The sequence below is a fragment of the Agromyces sp. Y182 genome, assembly GCF_059445385.1.
Map to the genome: position 1 here is coordinate 493,693 of NZ_JCAIUF010000001.1, position 13,315 is coordinate 507,007.

The following is a 13,315-nucleotide window of genomic DNA, read 5'->3' on the forward strand; positions in this document are numbered from 1 at the left end:
TTCGCGGGCGTCGATGACCACCATCAGCACTTCGGATCGCTCGCCGGCACGGTGCCGTCGAGCAAGTACGATTCGACCACGTCATTGATGCACGAGTTCGATTTGTTGTACGCCGTGTGCCCCTCGCCTTCGTAGGTGACGAGCACTCCGCTGTCGAGCTGCTCGGCGAGGGCGACGGCCCACTCGTACGGCGTTGCAGGGTCGCCCGTCGTACCGATGACGAGGATCGGCGCCGCACCCTCTGCGTGGATCTCGGCCCGCTCGCGGTCACCTTGGTAGGGCCAATTGATGCATCCGAGGTCGCCGAACCCGAAGTACGGCCCGATGATCGGGGCGACCTCGGCCACGGCGGCCGCCTTCTCGCGCATCACCGTGATGTCGGACTGGTAGGTGTAGTCGAGACAATTGACCGCGCTGAACGCTTCGGCCGAATTGTCGAGGTACGTGCCGTCTTCGCTCCGACCGTTGTAGCCGTCGGCGAACGAGAGTGCCATGTCGGCGTCGCCGAACATCACGGCCTCGAACATGTCGTTCAGGTACGGCCACGAGTCGACGCTGTACAGCGGGTAGATGATCGCCGTGACGAGCGTGTCGGCGCCCACGAGGCGGCCGTCGGTACCGCGCAGTGGGCTCTCGTCGACGGATGCCAGGAGCCGGCTGATCTCGTCGGCGGCCTCGTCGACCGTACCGTCGAACGGACATTCAGTGCCCGACAGACAGAACTCGAGGTAGGCCTTCAGGGCGTTCTCGAACCCGACGGCTTGAGCTTGGGAGACTTCGGACTCGCTCGCCGCGGGGTCGATCGCCCCGTCGAGCACGAGCCGCCCGACCTTGTCGGGGTAGAGCTCGGCGTACGTCGCGCCGAGGAAGGTGCCATAGGAGTAGCCGAGGTAGTTGAGCTTCTCGTCTCCGAGCACCGCGCGCAGCAGGTCGAGGTCGCGCGCGGCGCTCTCGGTGTCGACGTTGCCGAGCAGCTCGCCGGTCTGCTCACTGCACGCCTGACCGAAGTCGGCCTCGATGGCCTCGGCCGCGGCGATCCACTCGTCGCTGCCCCGCTCGCCGGGCGTGATGCCGTAGAGGTACTCATCCATCTCGGCGGCGTCATAGCAGACCACCCCTGCCGAGCGCCCGACACCACGAGGGTCGAAACCGACGACGTCGTACCGCTCCTGCAGAGGTTTGCCGACGGCGTAGTCGAGGGAATCCATCACGAAGTCGTAGCCCGAGCCGCCGGGCCCGCCCGGATTCACGAGCAGCGAGCCGATCTTGTCACCCGTCGCGACGTGCCGCACGAGAGCGAGCTCGGTCTCGCCGGCCGCCGGATCGCTCCAGTCGAGCGGCGCCTTCACCGTGGCGCAGCCCATGTCATCGCCGCAGCGCTCCCACTTCAGCACCTGCGAGTAGAAGGGCTCGAGCTCTGCGTCGACTTCTTCGCCTGTCGGCGTCGAGACCGGCTGCTCGGCGTTCAGCATCGAGGGCACGCAGCCGCTCAGCGCGAGCAGTGCCGCGAGGGCGCCGACAATCGCGAGCGCACGGATGCCACGAGGCATTCCTTCGACTGGCTCGGGGCCGCGGCGTCGTCTGGCGGTGTTCTGACGCGTGTCGGTCATGCGGCCCCTCGTTCAGTGTTCGGTCGTCGGATCGCGGAGACGAGCATCGCCTCGAGTGCGAGAGCCGGCTGCACATTGCCGTCGATGCGGGTGCGCGCCAGCTGGATGGCGTCGAGCGTCGCGAGGGTGCGCGCAGGCGTCGCGGACGCCGCTGCCCGCTGCATGCCCGCCTCGAGTTCACGGTTGACGAGCGGCACGTCGGCGGCGAGCTGGATGAGCAAGATGTCGCGGTAGAGCGACGCGAGGTCGACGAGGATGCGATCGATGCCGTCGCGGAGGCTCCGGGTCGCTCGGCGTTTCTGGTCGTCTTCGAGGGCCTTCAGCTGCGGGCGCAGCGCGTTGGGCACCGCCTGCCCGGGAGCAACGCCGAGCGAGTGCAGCGCATGTGCCCGCTCTTCGGCATCGCGCAGCTCGCTGATCGCCTTGGCGTCTTCGCCGGCGATCTCGATGAACCGTGCCGCCGTCGCCACGGCTCCGGAGGTCGAACGCACCGCGAGCGCGAGCTCGAGGGTCTCTGACCTGCGACGCCTCGCCTCATCGTTGGTCGCAAGACGGTGCGCCATGCCGATGTGGCTCTGCGCTTCGCGTGCTGCGCGTTCGGCGAGCACGGGATCGACGCCGTCGCGGCGCTCGAGGAGGGCCGCGACATCCGCGACGCTCGGCACTTGGAGCCGAACCGAGCGCACGCGCGACCGGATCGTGGGGATGAGGTCGGCTTCGCTCGGGGCGCACAGGATCCACACGGTGCGCTCGGGCGGCTCTTCGAGCTCTTTGAGCAGGAAGTTCGAGGTCTGCTCGGTCATGCGGTCGGCGTCTTCGACGATGATGACCCGGTGCCGCCCGATCGATGGTGCGTAGTGCGAGCGGCGCACGATGTCGCGCACGTCATCGCGCTTGATGATGACGCCCTCGGTCGCGAGCACGTGCAGATCGGGGTGGCTGCGCGCATCGACCTGCGACTGGGTGCGCTCGTCGCCGTCGGGGTCGCCCGAGATGAGTGCGGTCGCGAACGCGTACGCGAGGTTCGAGCGACCGGAGCCGGGCGGCCCGGTGACGAGCCAGGAGTGCGTCATCTGCTGGGCCGCCGCGCCTGTCGGCGCCCGGCCTTCGTCGCTCTCGAGCGGCAGCGCGACCGTGGGGGCGCTGGCCGACTCGGCCGCCGCGCGGAACAGCGCGATCGCGGCATCCTGCCCGGTCAGTTCACTCCACACACTCACGACTCAACGCTACCGTCAGCCGCCGACTGCGGACTCGGCCGGCTCAGAGGAGGCCGGCCACGCGTGCGCGGATCGCCACGGCGATCTCGTCGGCCGACAACGAGGCGTCGACGACGAGGAAACGCTCGGGCTCGGCGGCGGCGAGCTCGAGGTACGCCCCGCGAACCCGGTCGTGAAACTCGGATGCCTCGGCCTCGAGCCGGTCGTAGCGCGTGCGCGCCCCGTCGAGTCGAGTACGAGCCGAGGCTGGGTCGAGGTCGAGCAGGATCGTGAGGTCGGGCAGGAGCCCCTCGGTGGCCCACTCGGACAGCCCGCGCACGGCTGCGGGGTCGAGCACGCGACCCGCCCCCTGGTATGCGACCGACGAGTCGATGTACCGATCTTGGATGACGACGTCGCCTCGCTCGAGCGCCGGTCGCACGACGGTCGCGATGTGATGAGCTCGATCCGCAGCGTAGAGCAGCGCCTCAGCGCGGGGCGCGATGTCGCCGCGGTGGTGCAGCACGATCTCGCGCACCTCCACACCGACGTCGGTGCCGCCGGGCTCGCGAGTGCGCACGACGGAGCGGCCCTCATCGGCCAGCCACACTCCGAGGCGCTCGGCCTGCGTGGTCTTGCCAGACCCGTCGCCGCCCTCGAGGGTGATGAAGAGCCCATCGCTCACTTCTTGGCCGCTGCCTTCTTCGCGGGAGCACGCTTGGCCGGAGCCTTCTTCGCGCGCGGCGCGGCCGGACCCTTGTCGCGCTTGATCTGCAGCAACTCCACGGCGCGTTCGAAGGTGACCTCTTCCACCGACTCCGCACGCGGGATGGTCGCGTTCGTGGTCCCGTCGGTGACGTACGGGCCGAACCGTCCGTCTTTCACCTTGATGGGCTTGCCGCTCACCGGGTCTGCCTCGAACTCCTTGAGGGCACTCGACGCCGTACGGGCGCCGTACTTCGGCTGGGCGAACAGCTCGAGCGCGCCGTCGAGGCCGATCTCGAGGATCGCGTCTTCGCTCGGCAACGTGCGGGTGTCGGTGCCCTTCTTCAGGTACGGACCGTAGCGACCGTTCTGGGCGGTGATCTCGACACCGGATTCGGGGTCGATGCCCACGACGCGCGGCAGGCTCAGGAGCTGCAGCGCGGTGTCGAGGTCGATCTCTCCGACCTGCATGTCCTTGAACAGTGACGCGGTGCGCGGCTTCTCGGCGACGGGCTTCTTCGCGGCGCGCTTCGCCTTCGGCTTCGGCGCGTCGGTCACCTCGCCTGTGACGGGGTCGACGGATCCCGCGGCATCCGTCTCGGGAACTGCTGCGGGCTCGGTCGCAGGCTCGAGCTCGGTGACGTACGGCCCGAACCGCCCGTCTTTCACGACGATCTCTTTGCCGTTCTCGGGGTTCACGCCGAGTACCCGGGCCTCTTGTACCGGCGCAGCGATGAGCTCGCGGGCCTTCGCCTCGGTGAGCTCGTCGGGGGCGAGACCCTCGGGCAGGTTCACTCGGCGGGGCGGCGCGTCGGGCGCGGCCGACTCGTCGACCGTCTCGAGGTAGGGGCCATACTTGCCGATCCGCAGCGTGATGTCGGGGGCGATGACGACGGAGTTGATCTCGCGCGCGTCGATCTCGCCGAGGTTGTCGACGACCTGGCGAAGGCCGCGGTGCTTGTCGGAGCCGAAGTAGAAGCTCGAGAGCCAGTCGACACGGTCGGCCTCGCCCGCGGCGATGTGGTCGAGGTCGTCTTCCATCTCGGCGGTGAAGTCGTACTCGACGAGGTCGCCGAAGTGCTCTTCGAGCAGTCGCACGACCGAGAACGCGATCCAGCTCGGCACGAGTGCCTGACCGCGCTGGGTGACGTACCCGCGGTCGAGGATCGTCGAGATGATCGATGCGAACGTCGAGGGGCGCCCGATGCCGAGCTCTTCGAGTCGCTTGACCAGGCTCGCCTCGGTGTAGCGCGGGGGCGGCGACGTCTCGTGGCCCTTGGCCTCGAGGTCGGCCATGTCGAGCGACTGGCCCTCCTTCAGCGGCGGCAGCTTGGCTTCGCCCGGCGTCTCGTCGGCGTTGCGCTCTTCGTCGCGGCTCTCTTCATATGCGGCGAGGAAGCCGCGGAAGGTGATGACGGTGCCGCTCGCGGTGAACTCGGCGAGTGTTCCGCCGACCGGTACGGATGCCTCGGCGGGTGCCGCCGCATCCGCTGCTGTGGGCCCGACCTCGATCGTGACCGTGGCCGTCTGGCCCTTCGCGTCGGCCATCTGGGATGCGACGGTTCGCTTCCAGATGAGGTCGTAGAGCTTGAACTCGCTGCCGCGGAGCGCGCTCTGCAGTTCGGAGGGGGTACGGAACACCTCGCCCGACGGACGGATCGCCTCGTGCGCCTCTTGCGCGTTCTTCGACTTGCTGGCGTAGACGCGGGGCTTGTCGGGAATCGAGTCGGCGCCGTAGAGCTTCGTCGCCTGCGCGCGGGCGGCGGTGATGGCCTGCTGCGAGAGTGACGACGAGTCGGTGCGCATATAAGTGATGTAGCCGTTCTCGTAGAGCGACTGCGCCACGCGCATCGTGTCACGCGCCGAGAGGCGGAGCTTGCGAGCCGATTCCTGCTGCAGCGTCGACGTCGTGAACGGCGCGGCCGGGCGGCGGGAGTAGGGCTTGGACTCGACCTTCGAGACGGTGCGCGAGACGGCATCGGCCGAGAGTGCGGTGACGAGCGCGGCGGCGGTCGCCTCGTCGAGCACGACGGCCTTGCCCTTCAGCTTGCCCGTGTCGTCGAAGTCGCGGCCGGTCGCGACACGTTCACCGCCGAGCCGCACGAGCTTCGCCTCGAACGAAGGCGAACCGTCGGATGCCTCGGCCGAGAAGCGCCCGGCGAGGTCCCAGTAGCCCGCCGCGACGAAGGCGAGGCGCTCGCGCTCACGGTCGACGACGAGTCGCGTCGCCGCCGACTGCACGCGACCGGCCGACAGTCCTGGCCCGACTTTGCGCCAGAGCACCGGCGAGATCTCGTAGCCGTAGATGCGGTCGAGGATGCGCCGGGTCTCCTGGGCGTCGACGAGGGCGGTGTCGAGCTCGCGAGTGTTGTCTTTCGCCTTCTCGATCGCGTCTTTCGTGATCTCGTGGAAGACCATGCGGCGCACGGGCACCTTGGGCTTCAGCTCCTGCAGCAGATGCCACGCGATGGCTTCACCCTCGCGGTCCTCATCAGTTGCGAGCAGGAGCTCATCGGCGTCTTTCAACGCACGCTTCAACTCGGCGACGGTCTTCTTCTTCGAATCCGACACCACGTAGTACGGCTCGAAGCCGTTGTCGACGTCGACCGAGAACTTGCCGAGCGGGCCCTTCTTCAGTTCGGGCGGCAGGTTCTTGGGCTCGATGAGGTCGCGGATGTGCCCGACCGAAGAGAGCACCTGATAGCCGTCACCCAGGTATTGGGCGATCGATTTCATCTTGGTCGGTGACTCGACGATGACCAGCTTTTTCGCGCCTGACACCAGACTCCTAATTGTTGACGATTGAGACGAGAACGCACATTGAATGCCGCGCCCCCGAGCGGTGTGCCATCAGCCGGCGAATGCTGCGCCGACAGCCACACCATACACATATCAGCCGGGAGGACGCGTACTCGGGGCGCCCCGAGCCGTCGCGACGAGGGCGCGTCCACCCCTTGCGGTTCGCCCGCGGTTGAGGAGAATTGGCCTCATGGAAACCTCAACGACGGGCTCGTACACGGCGAAGCTGATCGACGGACCGCTCGAGGGCAAGACGGTGGCCACCGCCTTCCTCGATTCGGGCGATCCGCGCCCGCGGCTCGAGTTGAACGCCGACCAGGGCAAGCATTACGTGTACTCGCGTGGGGCGGGCCTCGAGTTCGCGGCATCCGACGACGATCGTCCGAGCGCCGTCGAGTACCGCTTCATCGAGACCGTCTTCGACTGATCCGGACTCCGGAGTCGTTGCCGACTCAGTCCGGCGAGGCCGGCGGCCCCGGCCATCCCGGCGGACCGGCGCGGGCCGAGGCGACGAGTTCGAATCCCGGCACCGCTGCGATGGTGACGGTGACGGATGCCACCGCGCCATCGCTCTCGCACGCCCCGAGCTCGCCGCCGTTTCGGGCCGCGACGGCGGCGGCGAGCTGACAGGGCACTCCCGCCACGGCACCCGAGACTGCGTCGGCCGCAGCGAGCGCCGCGGCATCCGCGGCATTCACCGCCCGCTGCGACACGACGAAGATGCCGAGCATTCCGACGAACGCGATGGTGAGTGCGGTCACCGCCCCGATGATTCCGAGGGCGAGCACGGATGCCGCGCCGGACTCCTCGCCCGTGCCGGCACGTCGGTGCGCGGCTCGCCGCCCTGCGCGAGCAGCCGTGCCCGCCACCTCGCCCATCACCGCCCGCCCGTCACGGCGCAAGACTCTGCGCGCAGCTCGATAGCGGCGAGGAGCCCTGCGCCCGAAGTGTGAAGCGTCGCACAGACGAACTGACCGTCAGTTGCGACCGACAGCTCTGCGCCGCCCGAGATCCGGTCGGCGATGGCGCCCGCCGCCACATCGGACTCGCCTCGCCCGAGCGCTCGGGCTGCGTCGGCCGCGGCGTCCGTCAATCGCACCTGCTGGGCGACGAGCTGCACCGAGGCGAGGCACGCGGCCAGCACCAGCGCGATGGCGGGCAGCGCGACCGCGAATTCCGCGGTCACGCCGCCGCGCTCGCCGTCAGCCGACCGTGAGCGCATTCCGCACGAGGTCGGTGAGGATGCCGCGCACCTCGTCACCGCGCAGGATGATGACGAGGAGGCCTGCGAATCCGACGGCTGCCATGGTGGCCACGGCGTACTCGGCCGTCGCCGCGCCGCGTTCGCCCGCGAGGCGGCGGGCAACGAGACGGGCGACCCGGCGAGCGAGGTTCGGCCTCTCCTGCCCTCGAGCGCGGTCGGCGATGGAGTGTTCGGGCATGGTGTTCCTTCCAGTGGTGCCGGCGGGCCGGCAGTCGGGTGGCACGAGTCGGGTCGGGTCATACGGCACCGCCGAGGGTGCCCGTGATGACCGAGATCATGAGCGGCGCGACGCCGAGCAGCACGAAGGCCGGCAGCACGCAGAGCCCGAGCGGAAGCATGAGGCGCACCCCGAGTGCGGCCGCCCGCTCCGACCCCGCCGAGCGGGAGGCTCGACGCAGTCGAAACGCCTCGGCCCGCAGGAGCTCGGCGACCGGCGCCCCGGCTCTGGCAGCGAGACCGAGCATCGCCTCGACTTCGGCGCCGTCACCGGCGTGCGGCACGTGCTGCTCGATCGAACGACGGGCGAGGCCACGAGCGAGGTCGATCGAGACCCCGCTCGACATCGCGATGGCGAGCAGCTCGAGTTCGAGACCGGCGTCGACGCGCGAACGACCTGCTCGCGTGGCGAGCGCGGCGTTCCAGCGGTGACCGCCCCACAGGCACGACAGCCCGAGCCCGAGACAGACGAGCCCGACCGGATTGCCGAACAGCACGCCCAGCGTGTCGAACCCGAGCGTCGCGCCGAACACGACCGCGATCGCCGGCAGCGCCATGACGAGACGGGCGCTCGCCTCGGGTCCGGCGAGCGCCGTGCGCACCTCGCGACGCAGTTGCGCCTCATCGCGCAGCACCGCTGCGAGCTCCCGCAGGCTCCCGGCGAGGGGCGCCCCGGATTCGGCTGCGACCGCCCAGGCGGCAGCCAGTACCGGCCATGCGGCGGATGCTTCGGGATGCGCGTTGCGCGCTGACGCGATGGCCGGTGCCACGGGCTCGCCGTTCCGCGCCGCAGCCGCGGCCGCGGCAAGCACCAGAGCGTCGGAACCAGCGGCGGAATCGGGTTCGGAACCGGCATCGGAATCGGCACCGATATGAGTCCACGCACTCGATGCCGGCACCCCGGCTGCGAGCAGCACCGCGAGTCGCTCGGTGACGGCGGCGATCGCATCGACCTCTGCCGCGGGATCGGGGCGCCGGCGGAGACGGGCGATGCGTTCGCGCAGTCGGGTCGCGCGCGGCATCCGCTCGCTCACATCGCCTCGACGACGAGTCGGTCGCCGTGGAGCTCGAACCGCCCCATCTGCGCGAGACGCCGCCTGCCGTCGATGCGTTCGAGATGCAGCACCAGGTCGAACGCGCTCACCGTCTGCCGGGCAAGCGCGTCAGGCGAGAGGCCCGCGATCGACCCGAGCGCCTCGAGCCGGGCCGGAACATCGGCGAGCGAGTTCGCATGCAGCGTGCCGGCACCGCCGTCGTGGCCGGTGTTGAGCGCGGCGAGGAGCTCCCGCAGCTCCGCGCCACGGCATTCTCCGACGATGAGCCGGTCGGGGCGCATGCGCAGCGCCTCGCGGAGCAGCGCGTCGAGGCCGACGCTGCCGGCTCCCTCGAGATTCGCCTGCCGCGCCTCGAGCGAGACGACGTGCGGGTGCTCGACCTGCAGCTCGGCGACGTCTTCGATGATGACGAGGCGCTCTCGTTCGGGAGCCTCAGCGAGCAGTGCCGCCAGCAGAGTGGTTTTGCCCGTGCCGCCTGCCCCCGTCACCAGCAGGTTCTTGCGGGCGGCGACTGCTTCTCGCAGCATCGTCTCGTGCGTCGCGTCGACCATGCCGGCTCGTGCGAGCGCGGCGAGCGAGAACCCCCCGGCTCGTGGAACACGCACCGAGATCGCCGTGCCGGTCGCCGACACCGGCGGAAGCACCGCATGGACTCGGATGCCGCGACCCAGCCGCACATCGACGGCGGGCGTCGCTTCGTCGATGTGCCGGCCGCCGCGGGCGATGAGCCGCATCGCGAGGGCACGTACCTCGGCTTCGTCGGCGACCCAATCGGGCTCGCGCTCGGCACCCGCGCCGCGGTCGATCCAGAGGCCGCGCTCTCCATTGACGAAGAGATCGGTCACCGGCCCATCTGAAGCGAAGCTCTCGAGCGGCCCGAGCATCGAGAGGTCGGCGGTACGGTCGGTGGCGGTGCTGGCGGTGGACCCACTGGAAGCGGGTCTGCGGAGGGAACCCCCGACTGGCCGCAACGTCTGCCCCGTACCCGACGATGCTGAACCAGCCTCGACCGCGCGAGGCGGCGTGACGGTGTCGTGCGGCGCGAACGCCTGTTGCGCCGCAGACGACACTCGCGGCTCGCGCTGCCATGAGGGCGTCGCTACGAAGGGAGTACTCATATCGCGAGCGTATGGAGCAGCGGTGACTCAGCGGCATCCGCTGCACCGCAGGTATGGAAAGAGCCTCCCCCACGCCGTTGTGGAGGAGGACTCGACCCGCAGGCACCGCCGAAATCGCGATACCCCTTTAACGAAAAGGGGGCGGCACCCATTGGGGGGAACAGGTGCCGCCTCGGCAGCGCAAGGATTGGGGGGAATCACGAGCGCTGCAGGCCACGAAACGAGTGTCCGGGCGGTAATCAGCATACGGCCTGCAGAAAGATGCGCAAGCATTTTTTGTCCTCATTTGTGCCGACACACAGAATTCTCTGCGCTTGCCCACAGGAAGGCGCGCCAATCGGCCGTGGAAGTCCACTGCGACGCTACGCGACGAAGCGATTCCTCTCCTGCTCCGAGCGGCGGGTAGTGTGCTCCGTGGGGCAGGCGACCCATCGAAGAAGCACTCGTGAAGGAGCGACTGAAGAACCATGACCATTCAGATCGATCACGCGCTCGAGGAGATCAGGCGATTCCGCCCGAGCCCTGAGTTCGCCGCCCAATCCGTCGCCGACGAGCGTCTGTACGAGGAGGCAGCGGCCGACCGACTCGGCTTCTGGGCCGAGCAGGCTCGCGATCTCCTCACCTGGAGCACGCCCTTCACGCAGACCCTCGACTGGTCGAACCCGCCGTTCGCCAAATGGTTCCACGACGGCGAGTTGAACGTCGCCTACAACTGCCTCGACCGCCATGTGGAGGCAGGGCTCGGCGACCGCGTCGCCCTCCACTTCGAGGGCGAACCCGGCGACAGCCGCGCCATCACCTACGCCGAGCTGACCGCAGAGGTCAAGCGCGCTGCGAACGCATTGCTCGCGCTCGGTGTGAACGACGGCGACCGCGTCGCGATCTACCTGCCGATGATCCCCGAGGCCGTCGTCGCGATGCTCGCCTGCGCACGCATCGGCGCCGTGCACTCGGTCGTCTTCGGCGGGTTCTCGTCGAAGAGCCTGCAGTCCCGCATCGACGACGCGCAGGCCGAGGTCGTCATCACGGCCGACGGCGGCTACCGCAAGGGCAAGGCGTTCCCGCTGAAGCCGACCGTCGACGAGGCCATCGAGGCGGCCGAGACCACCGTGCGCTCGGTGCTGGTCGTCAACCGCACGGGCGGCGACGTCGCGTGGACCGAGGGCCGCGACGTGTGGTGGAGCGAGCAGCTCGCGGCGGTCGACGCCGAACACGTGGCGCAGCCCTTCAACGCGGAGCACCCGCTGTTCATCCTCTACACCTCGGGAACCACCGGCAACCCGAAGGGCATTCTGCACACGTCGGGCGGGTACCTCACGCAGACCGCATTCACGCACAAGAACGTGTTCGACCTGCACCCCGAACGCGACGTGTTCTGGTGCACCGCCGACGTCGGCTGGATCACGGGCCACTCCTACGTCGTCTACGGCCCGCTCGCGAACGGCGCCACCCAGGTGCTCTACGAGGGCACCCCCGACACTCCCCACCCCGGGCGCTGGTGGGAGATCGTCGAGAAGTACCAGGTCTCGATCCTCTACACGGCACCTACCGCCATTCGCTCCTTCATGAAGCAGGGGCGCGACGTCGTGCGCGACTTCAACGTGCGCTCGCTCCGCCTTCTCGGCTCGGTCGGCGAGCCGATCAACCCCGAGGCCTGGATCTGGTACCGCCACGTCATCGGCGGCGGCTCGATCCCCGTGGTCGATACATGGTGGCAGACCGAGACCGGCGCGATCATGATCTCGGCCCTGCCGGGCATCACCGATCTGAAGCCCGGCTCGGCGCAAGTGGCGATCCCCGGCATCTCGATCGACATCGTCAACGACGACGGCACGCCGATCGAAGGCGAAGGCGGGGGCCTCCTCACGATCACCGAGCCGTGGCCGTCGATGCTGCGCGGCATCTGGGGCGACCCCGAGCGCTTCAAAGAGACGTACTGGGAGAAGTTCGGCGACACGTACTTCGCCGGCGATGGCGCCCGCCGCGACGAAGACGGCGACATCTGGCTGCTCGGTCGGGTCGACGACGTCATGAACGTGTCGGGCCACCGTCTCTCGACCGCCGAGATCGAGTCGTCGCTCGTCGCCCACCCGTGGACGGCGGAGGCCGCCGTGGTCGGCGCCTCCGACGAGGCCACGGGCCAGGCGGTCGTCGCGTTCGTCATCCTGAAGACGAGTCAGGCCGACCAGGTCACCGACATCGCCGCGGCGAGCGATGAACTGCGCAAGCACGTCGCCCTGCAGATCGGCGCGATCGCCCGCCCCCGCCAGGTGTTCATCGTCAACGAGCTGCCGAAGACGCGCTCCGGCAAGATCATGCGGCGGCTGCTGCGCGACCTCGCCGAGGGCCGCGAGATCGGCGACACGACGACGCTCGCCGACACCTCGATCATGCAGGTCATCAGCGAGCAGGTGAAGTAGCGCCCGATCGTACTTCACGAACGACGGATGCCGCGGCGGGATCGCTCCCGACGCGGCATCCGTCGTTCGTTGTGTTGTTCGGTCGGCTACGCGAATTCGACGACGAGCTCGAGTTCGACCGGCGAGTCGAGCGGCAGCACCGCGACACCCACCGCCGACCGGGCGTGACGGCCGGGCTCGCCGAAGATCTCGCCGAGCACCTCCGACGCACCGTTGATGACACCCGGCTGGCCGGTGAAAGCGGGGTCGGATGCCACGAAGCCGACGAGCTTCACGATGCGGGTGACCCGGTCGAGTGAACCGAGCTCGGCGCGCACGGCCGCGAGCGCGTTGAGCGCCGCCGTGCGGGCATACTCCTTCGCGTCGTCTGCGGGCACCAACCCGTGGCCGTCGCCGACCTTGCCGGTGGCGGGCAGGGCACCGGCTGTGAAGGGCAGCTGTCCCGAGGTGTACACGTGGGAGCCCGTGACGACCGCGGGCACGTAGGCGGCGACGGGCGGCGCGACCTCGGGCAGTTCGATGCCGAGCTCGGCCAGGCGAGCCTCGATGGCAGCCATCAGGCTTCGCCCTCGAACTGCTTGGCGGCCAGCGCAGAAGCGGCGGCTCCGGCGGATGCCGCGGAAGACGACTCCCCACCGACTGGGCGCTTCAAGTAGGCGACGAGCCCACCCTCGGGGCCCTGCACGATCTGCACGAGCTCCCAGCCCTCCGACCCCCAGTTGTTCAGGATCGCCGCCGTGTTGTGGATCAGCAGCGGAGTGGTGATGTACTCCCAGGTCGTCATGGGTTCCTGTCTCTCTGTCGCGTGGATGACGCGCATTCTCGGAAATGTCGAACGAAGTACGGGATTCGCGGGCATCGGCGCGCCTGCGCCACGAAACGGCACAGTGCCTGCATAGCGGGATTTGCCAGCATTCTCCGTTAAGCTCCAC

General features: G+C 69.1%; 13 protein-coding genes. 2 read left to right on the forward strand and 11 right to left on the reverse strand.

What is annotated here, in order from left to right; all coding sequences use genetic code 11:
* Positions 1-23: 23 nt before the first annotated feature.
* From AC1C2R_RS02260 to topA, 4 genes are read right to left on the reverse strand one after another with little or no spacing between them, the layout of a single operon-like run.
* Positions 24-1,610: an alpha/beta hydrolase gene (locus AC1C2R_RS02260; protein WP_495378798.1), complete on the reverse strand. Its 1,587-nt coding sequence runs from the start codon at positions 1,608-1,610 to the stop codon at positions 24-26.
* Complete coding sequence (locus AC1C2R_RS02265) at positions 1,607-2,827, reverse strand: DNA polymerase III subunit delta' (RefSeq protein WP_495378799.1); 1,221 nt, start codon at positions 2,825-2,827, stop codon at positions 1,607-1,609. Before AC1C2R_RS02265 ends, AC1C2R_RS02260 begins: the two co-directional genes overlap by 4 nt.
* A gap of 43 nt (positions 2,828-2,870) precedes the next feature.
* Positions 2,871-3,491, reverse strand: coding sequence for a dTMP kinase (tmk, locus tag AC1C2R_RS02270; protein ID WP_495378800.1), 621 nt, complete (start codon positions 3,489-3,491; stop codon positions 2,871-2,873).
* A complete protein-coding gene (gene topA / locus AC1C2R_RS02275; protein WP_495378801.1) occupies positions 3,488-6,292 on the reverse strand; it encodes a type I DNA topoisomerase in 2,805 nt (934 codons plus the stop codon). The genes tmk and topA overlap by 4 nt, the downstream gene beginning before the upstream one ends.
* 208 nt (positions 6,293-6,500) lie before the next feature.
* Between topA and AC1C2R_RS02280 the strand changes: the two genes are divergently transcribed.
* Positions 6,501-6,737 carry a hypothetical protein gene (locus AC1C2R_RS02280; RefSeq protein WP_495378802.1) on the forward strand — a complete coding sequence of 79 codons (237 nt, stop codon included), beginning with the start codon at positions 6,501-6,503 and terminating at the stop codon, positions 6,735-6,737.
* Positions 6,738-6,762: 25 nt separating this feature from the next.
* Here the strand turns inward: AC1C2R_RS02280 and AC1C2R_RS02285 are convergent, their stop codons facing one another.
* Genes AC1C2R_RS02285 through AC1C2R_RS02305 form a run of 5 tightly spaced genes read right to left on the reverse strand, consistent with a single transcriptional unit; the run spans position 6,763 to position 9,963 of the window.
* On the reverse strand, positions 6,763-7,188 hold the full coding sequence (locus tag AC1C2R_RS02285; RefSeq protein ID WP_495378803.1) for an Rv3654c family TadE-like protein: 426 nt from the start codon (positions 7,186-7,188) through the stop codon (positions 6,763-6,765).
* A complete protein-coding gene (locus tag AC1C2R_RS02290; RefSeq protein ID WP_495378804.1) occupies positions 7,188-7,496 on the reverse strand; it encodes a TadE family type IV pilus minor pilin in 309 nt (102 codons plus the stop codon). Before AC1C2R_RS02290 ends, AC1C2R_RS02285 begins: the two co-directional genes overlap by 1 nt.
* 16 nt (positions 7,497-7,512) lie before the next feature.
* A complete protein-coding gene (locus AC1C2R_RS02295) occupies positions 7,513-7,752 on the reverse strand; it encodes a DUF4244 domain-containing protein (protein WP_495350930.1) in 240 nt (79 codons plus the stop codon).
* Positions 7,753-7,810: 58 nt separating this feature from the next.
* Complete coding sequence (locus AC1C2R_RS02300; protein WP_495378805.1) at positions 7,811-8,812, reverse strand: type II secretion system F family protein; 1,002 nt, start codon at positions 8,810-8,812, stop codon at positions 7,811-7,813.
* Positions 8,813-8,820: 8 nt separating this feature from the next.
* Positions 8,821-9,963, reverse strand: a complete 1,143-nt coding sequence (locus tag AC1C2R_RS02305) for a TadA family conjugal transfer-associated ATPase (RefSeq protein WP_495378806.1) — start codon at positions 9,961-9,963, stop codon at positions 8,821-8,823.
* 467 nt (positions 9,964-10,430) lie between these two features.
* On the opposite strand from AC1C2R_RS02305, the gene acs reads away from it, so the two are divergent.
* Positions 10,431-12,383, forward strand: coding sequence for an acetate--CoA ligase (acs, locus tag AC1C2R_RS02310; RefSeq protein ID WP_495350933.1), 1,953 nt, complete (start codon positions 10,431-10,433; stop codon positions 12,381-12,383).
* An 86-nt stretch (positions 12,384-12,469) separates the two neighbouring features.
* On the opposite strand, the gene AC1C2R_RS02315 is transcribed toward acs, so the two are convergent.
* Positions 12,470-12,940 (reverse strand): RidA family protein, encoded by a 471-nt coding sequence (locus tag AC1C2R_RS02315; protein WP_495350934.1) that lies wholly within the window; start codon positions 12,938-12,940, stop codon positions 12,470-12,472.
* Positions 12,940-13,167, reverse strand: a complete 228-nt coding sequence (gene sp36, locus AC1C2R_RS02320) for a Sp36 family protein (RefSeq protein WP_495350935.1) — start codon at positions 13,165-13,167, stop codon at positions 12,940-12,942. The genes AC1C2R_RS02315 and sp36 overlap by 1 nt, the downstream gene beginning before the upstream one ends.
* Positions 13,168-13,315 lie beyond the last annotated feature (148 nt).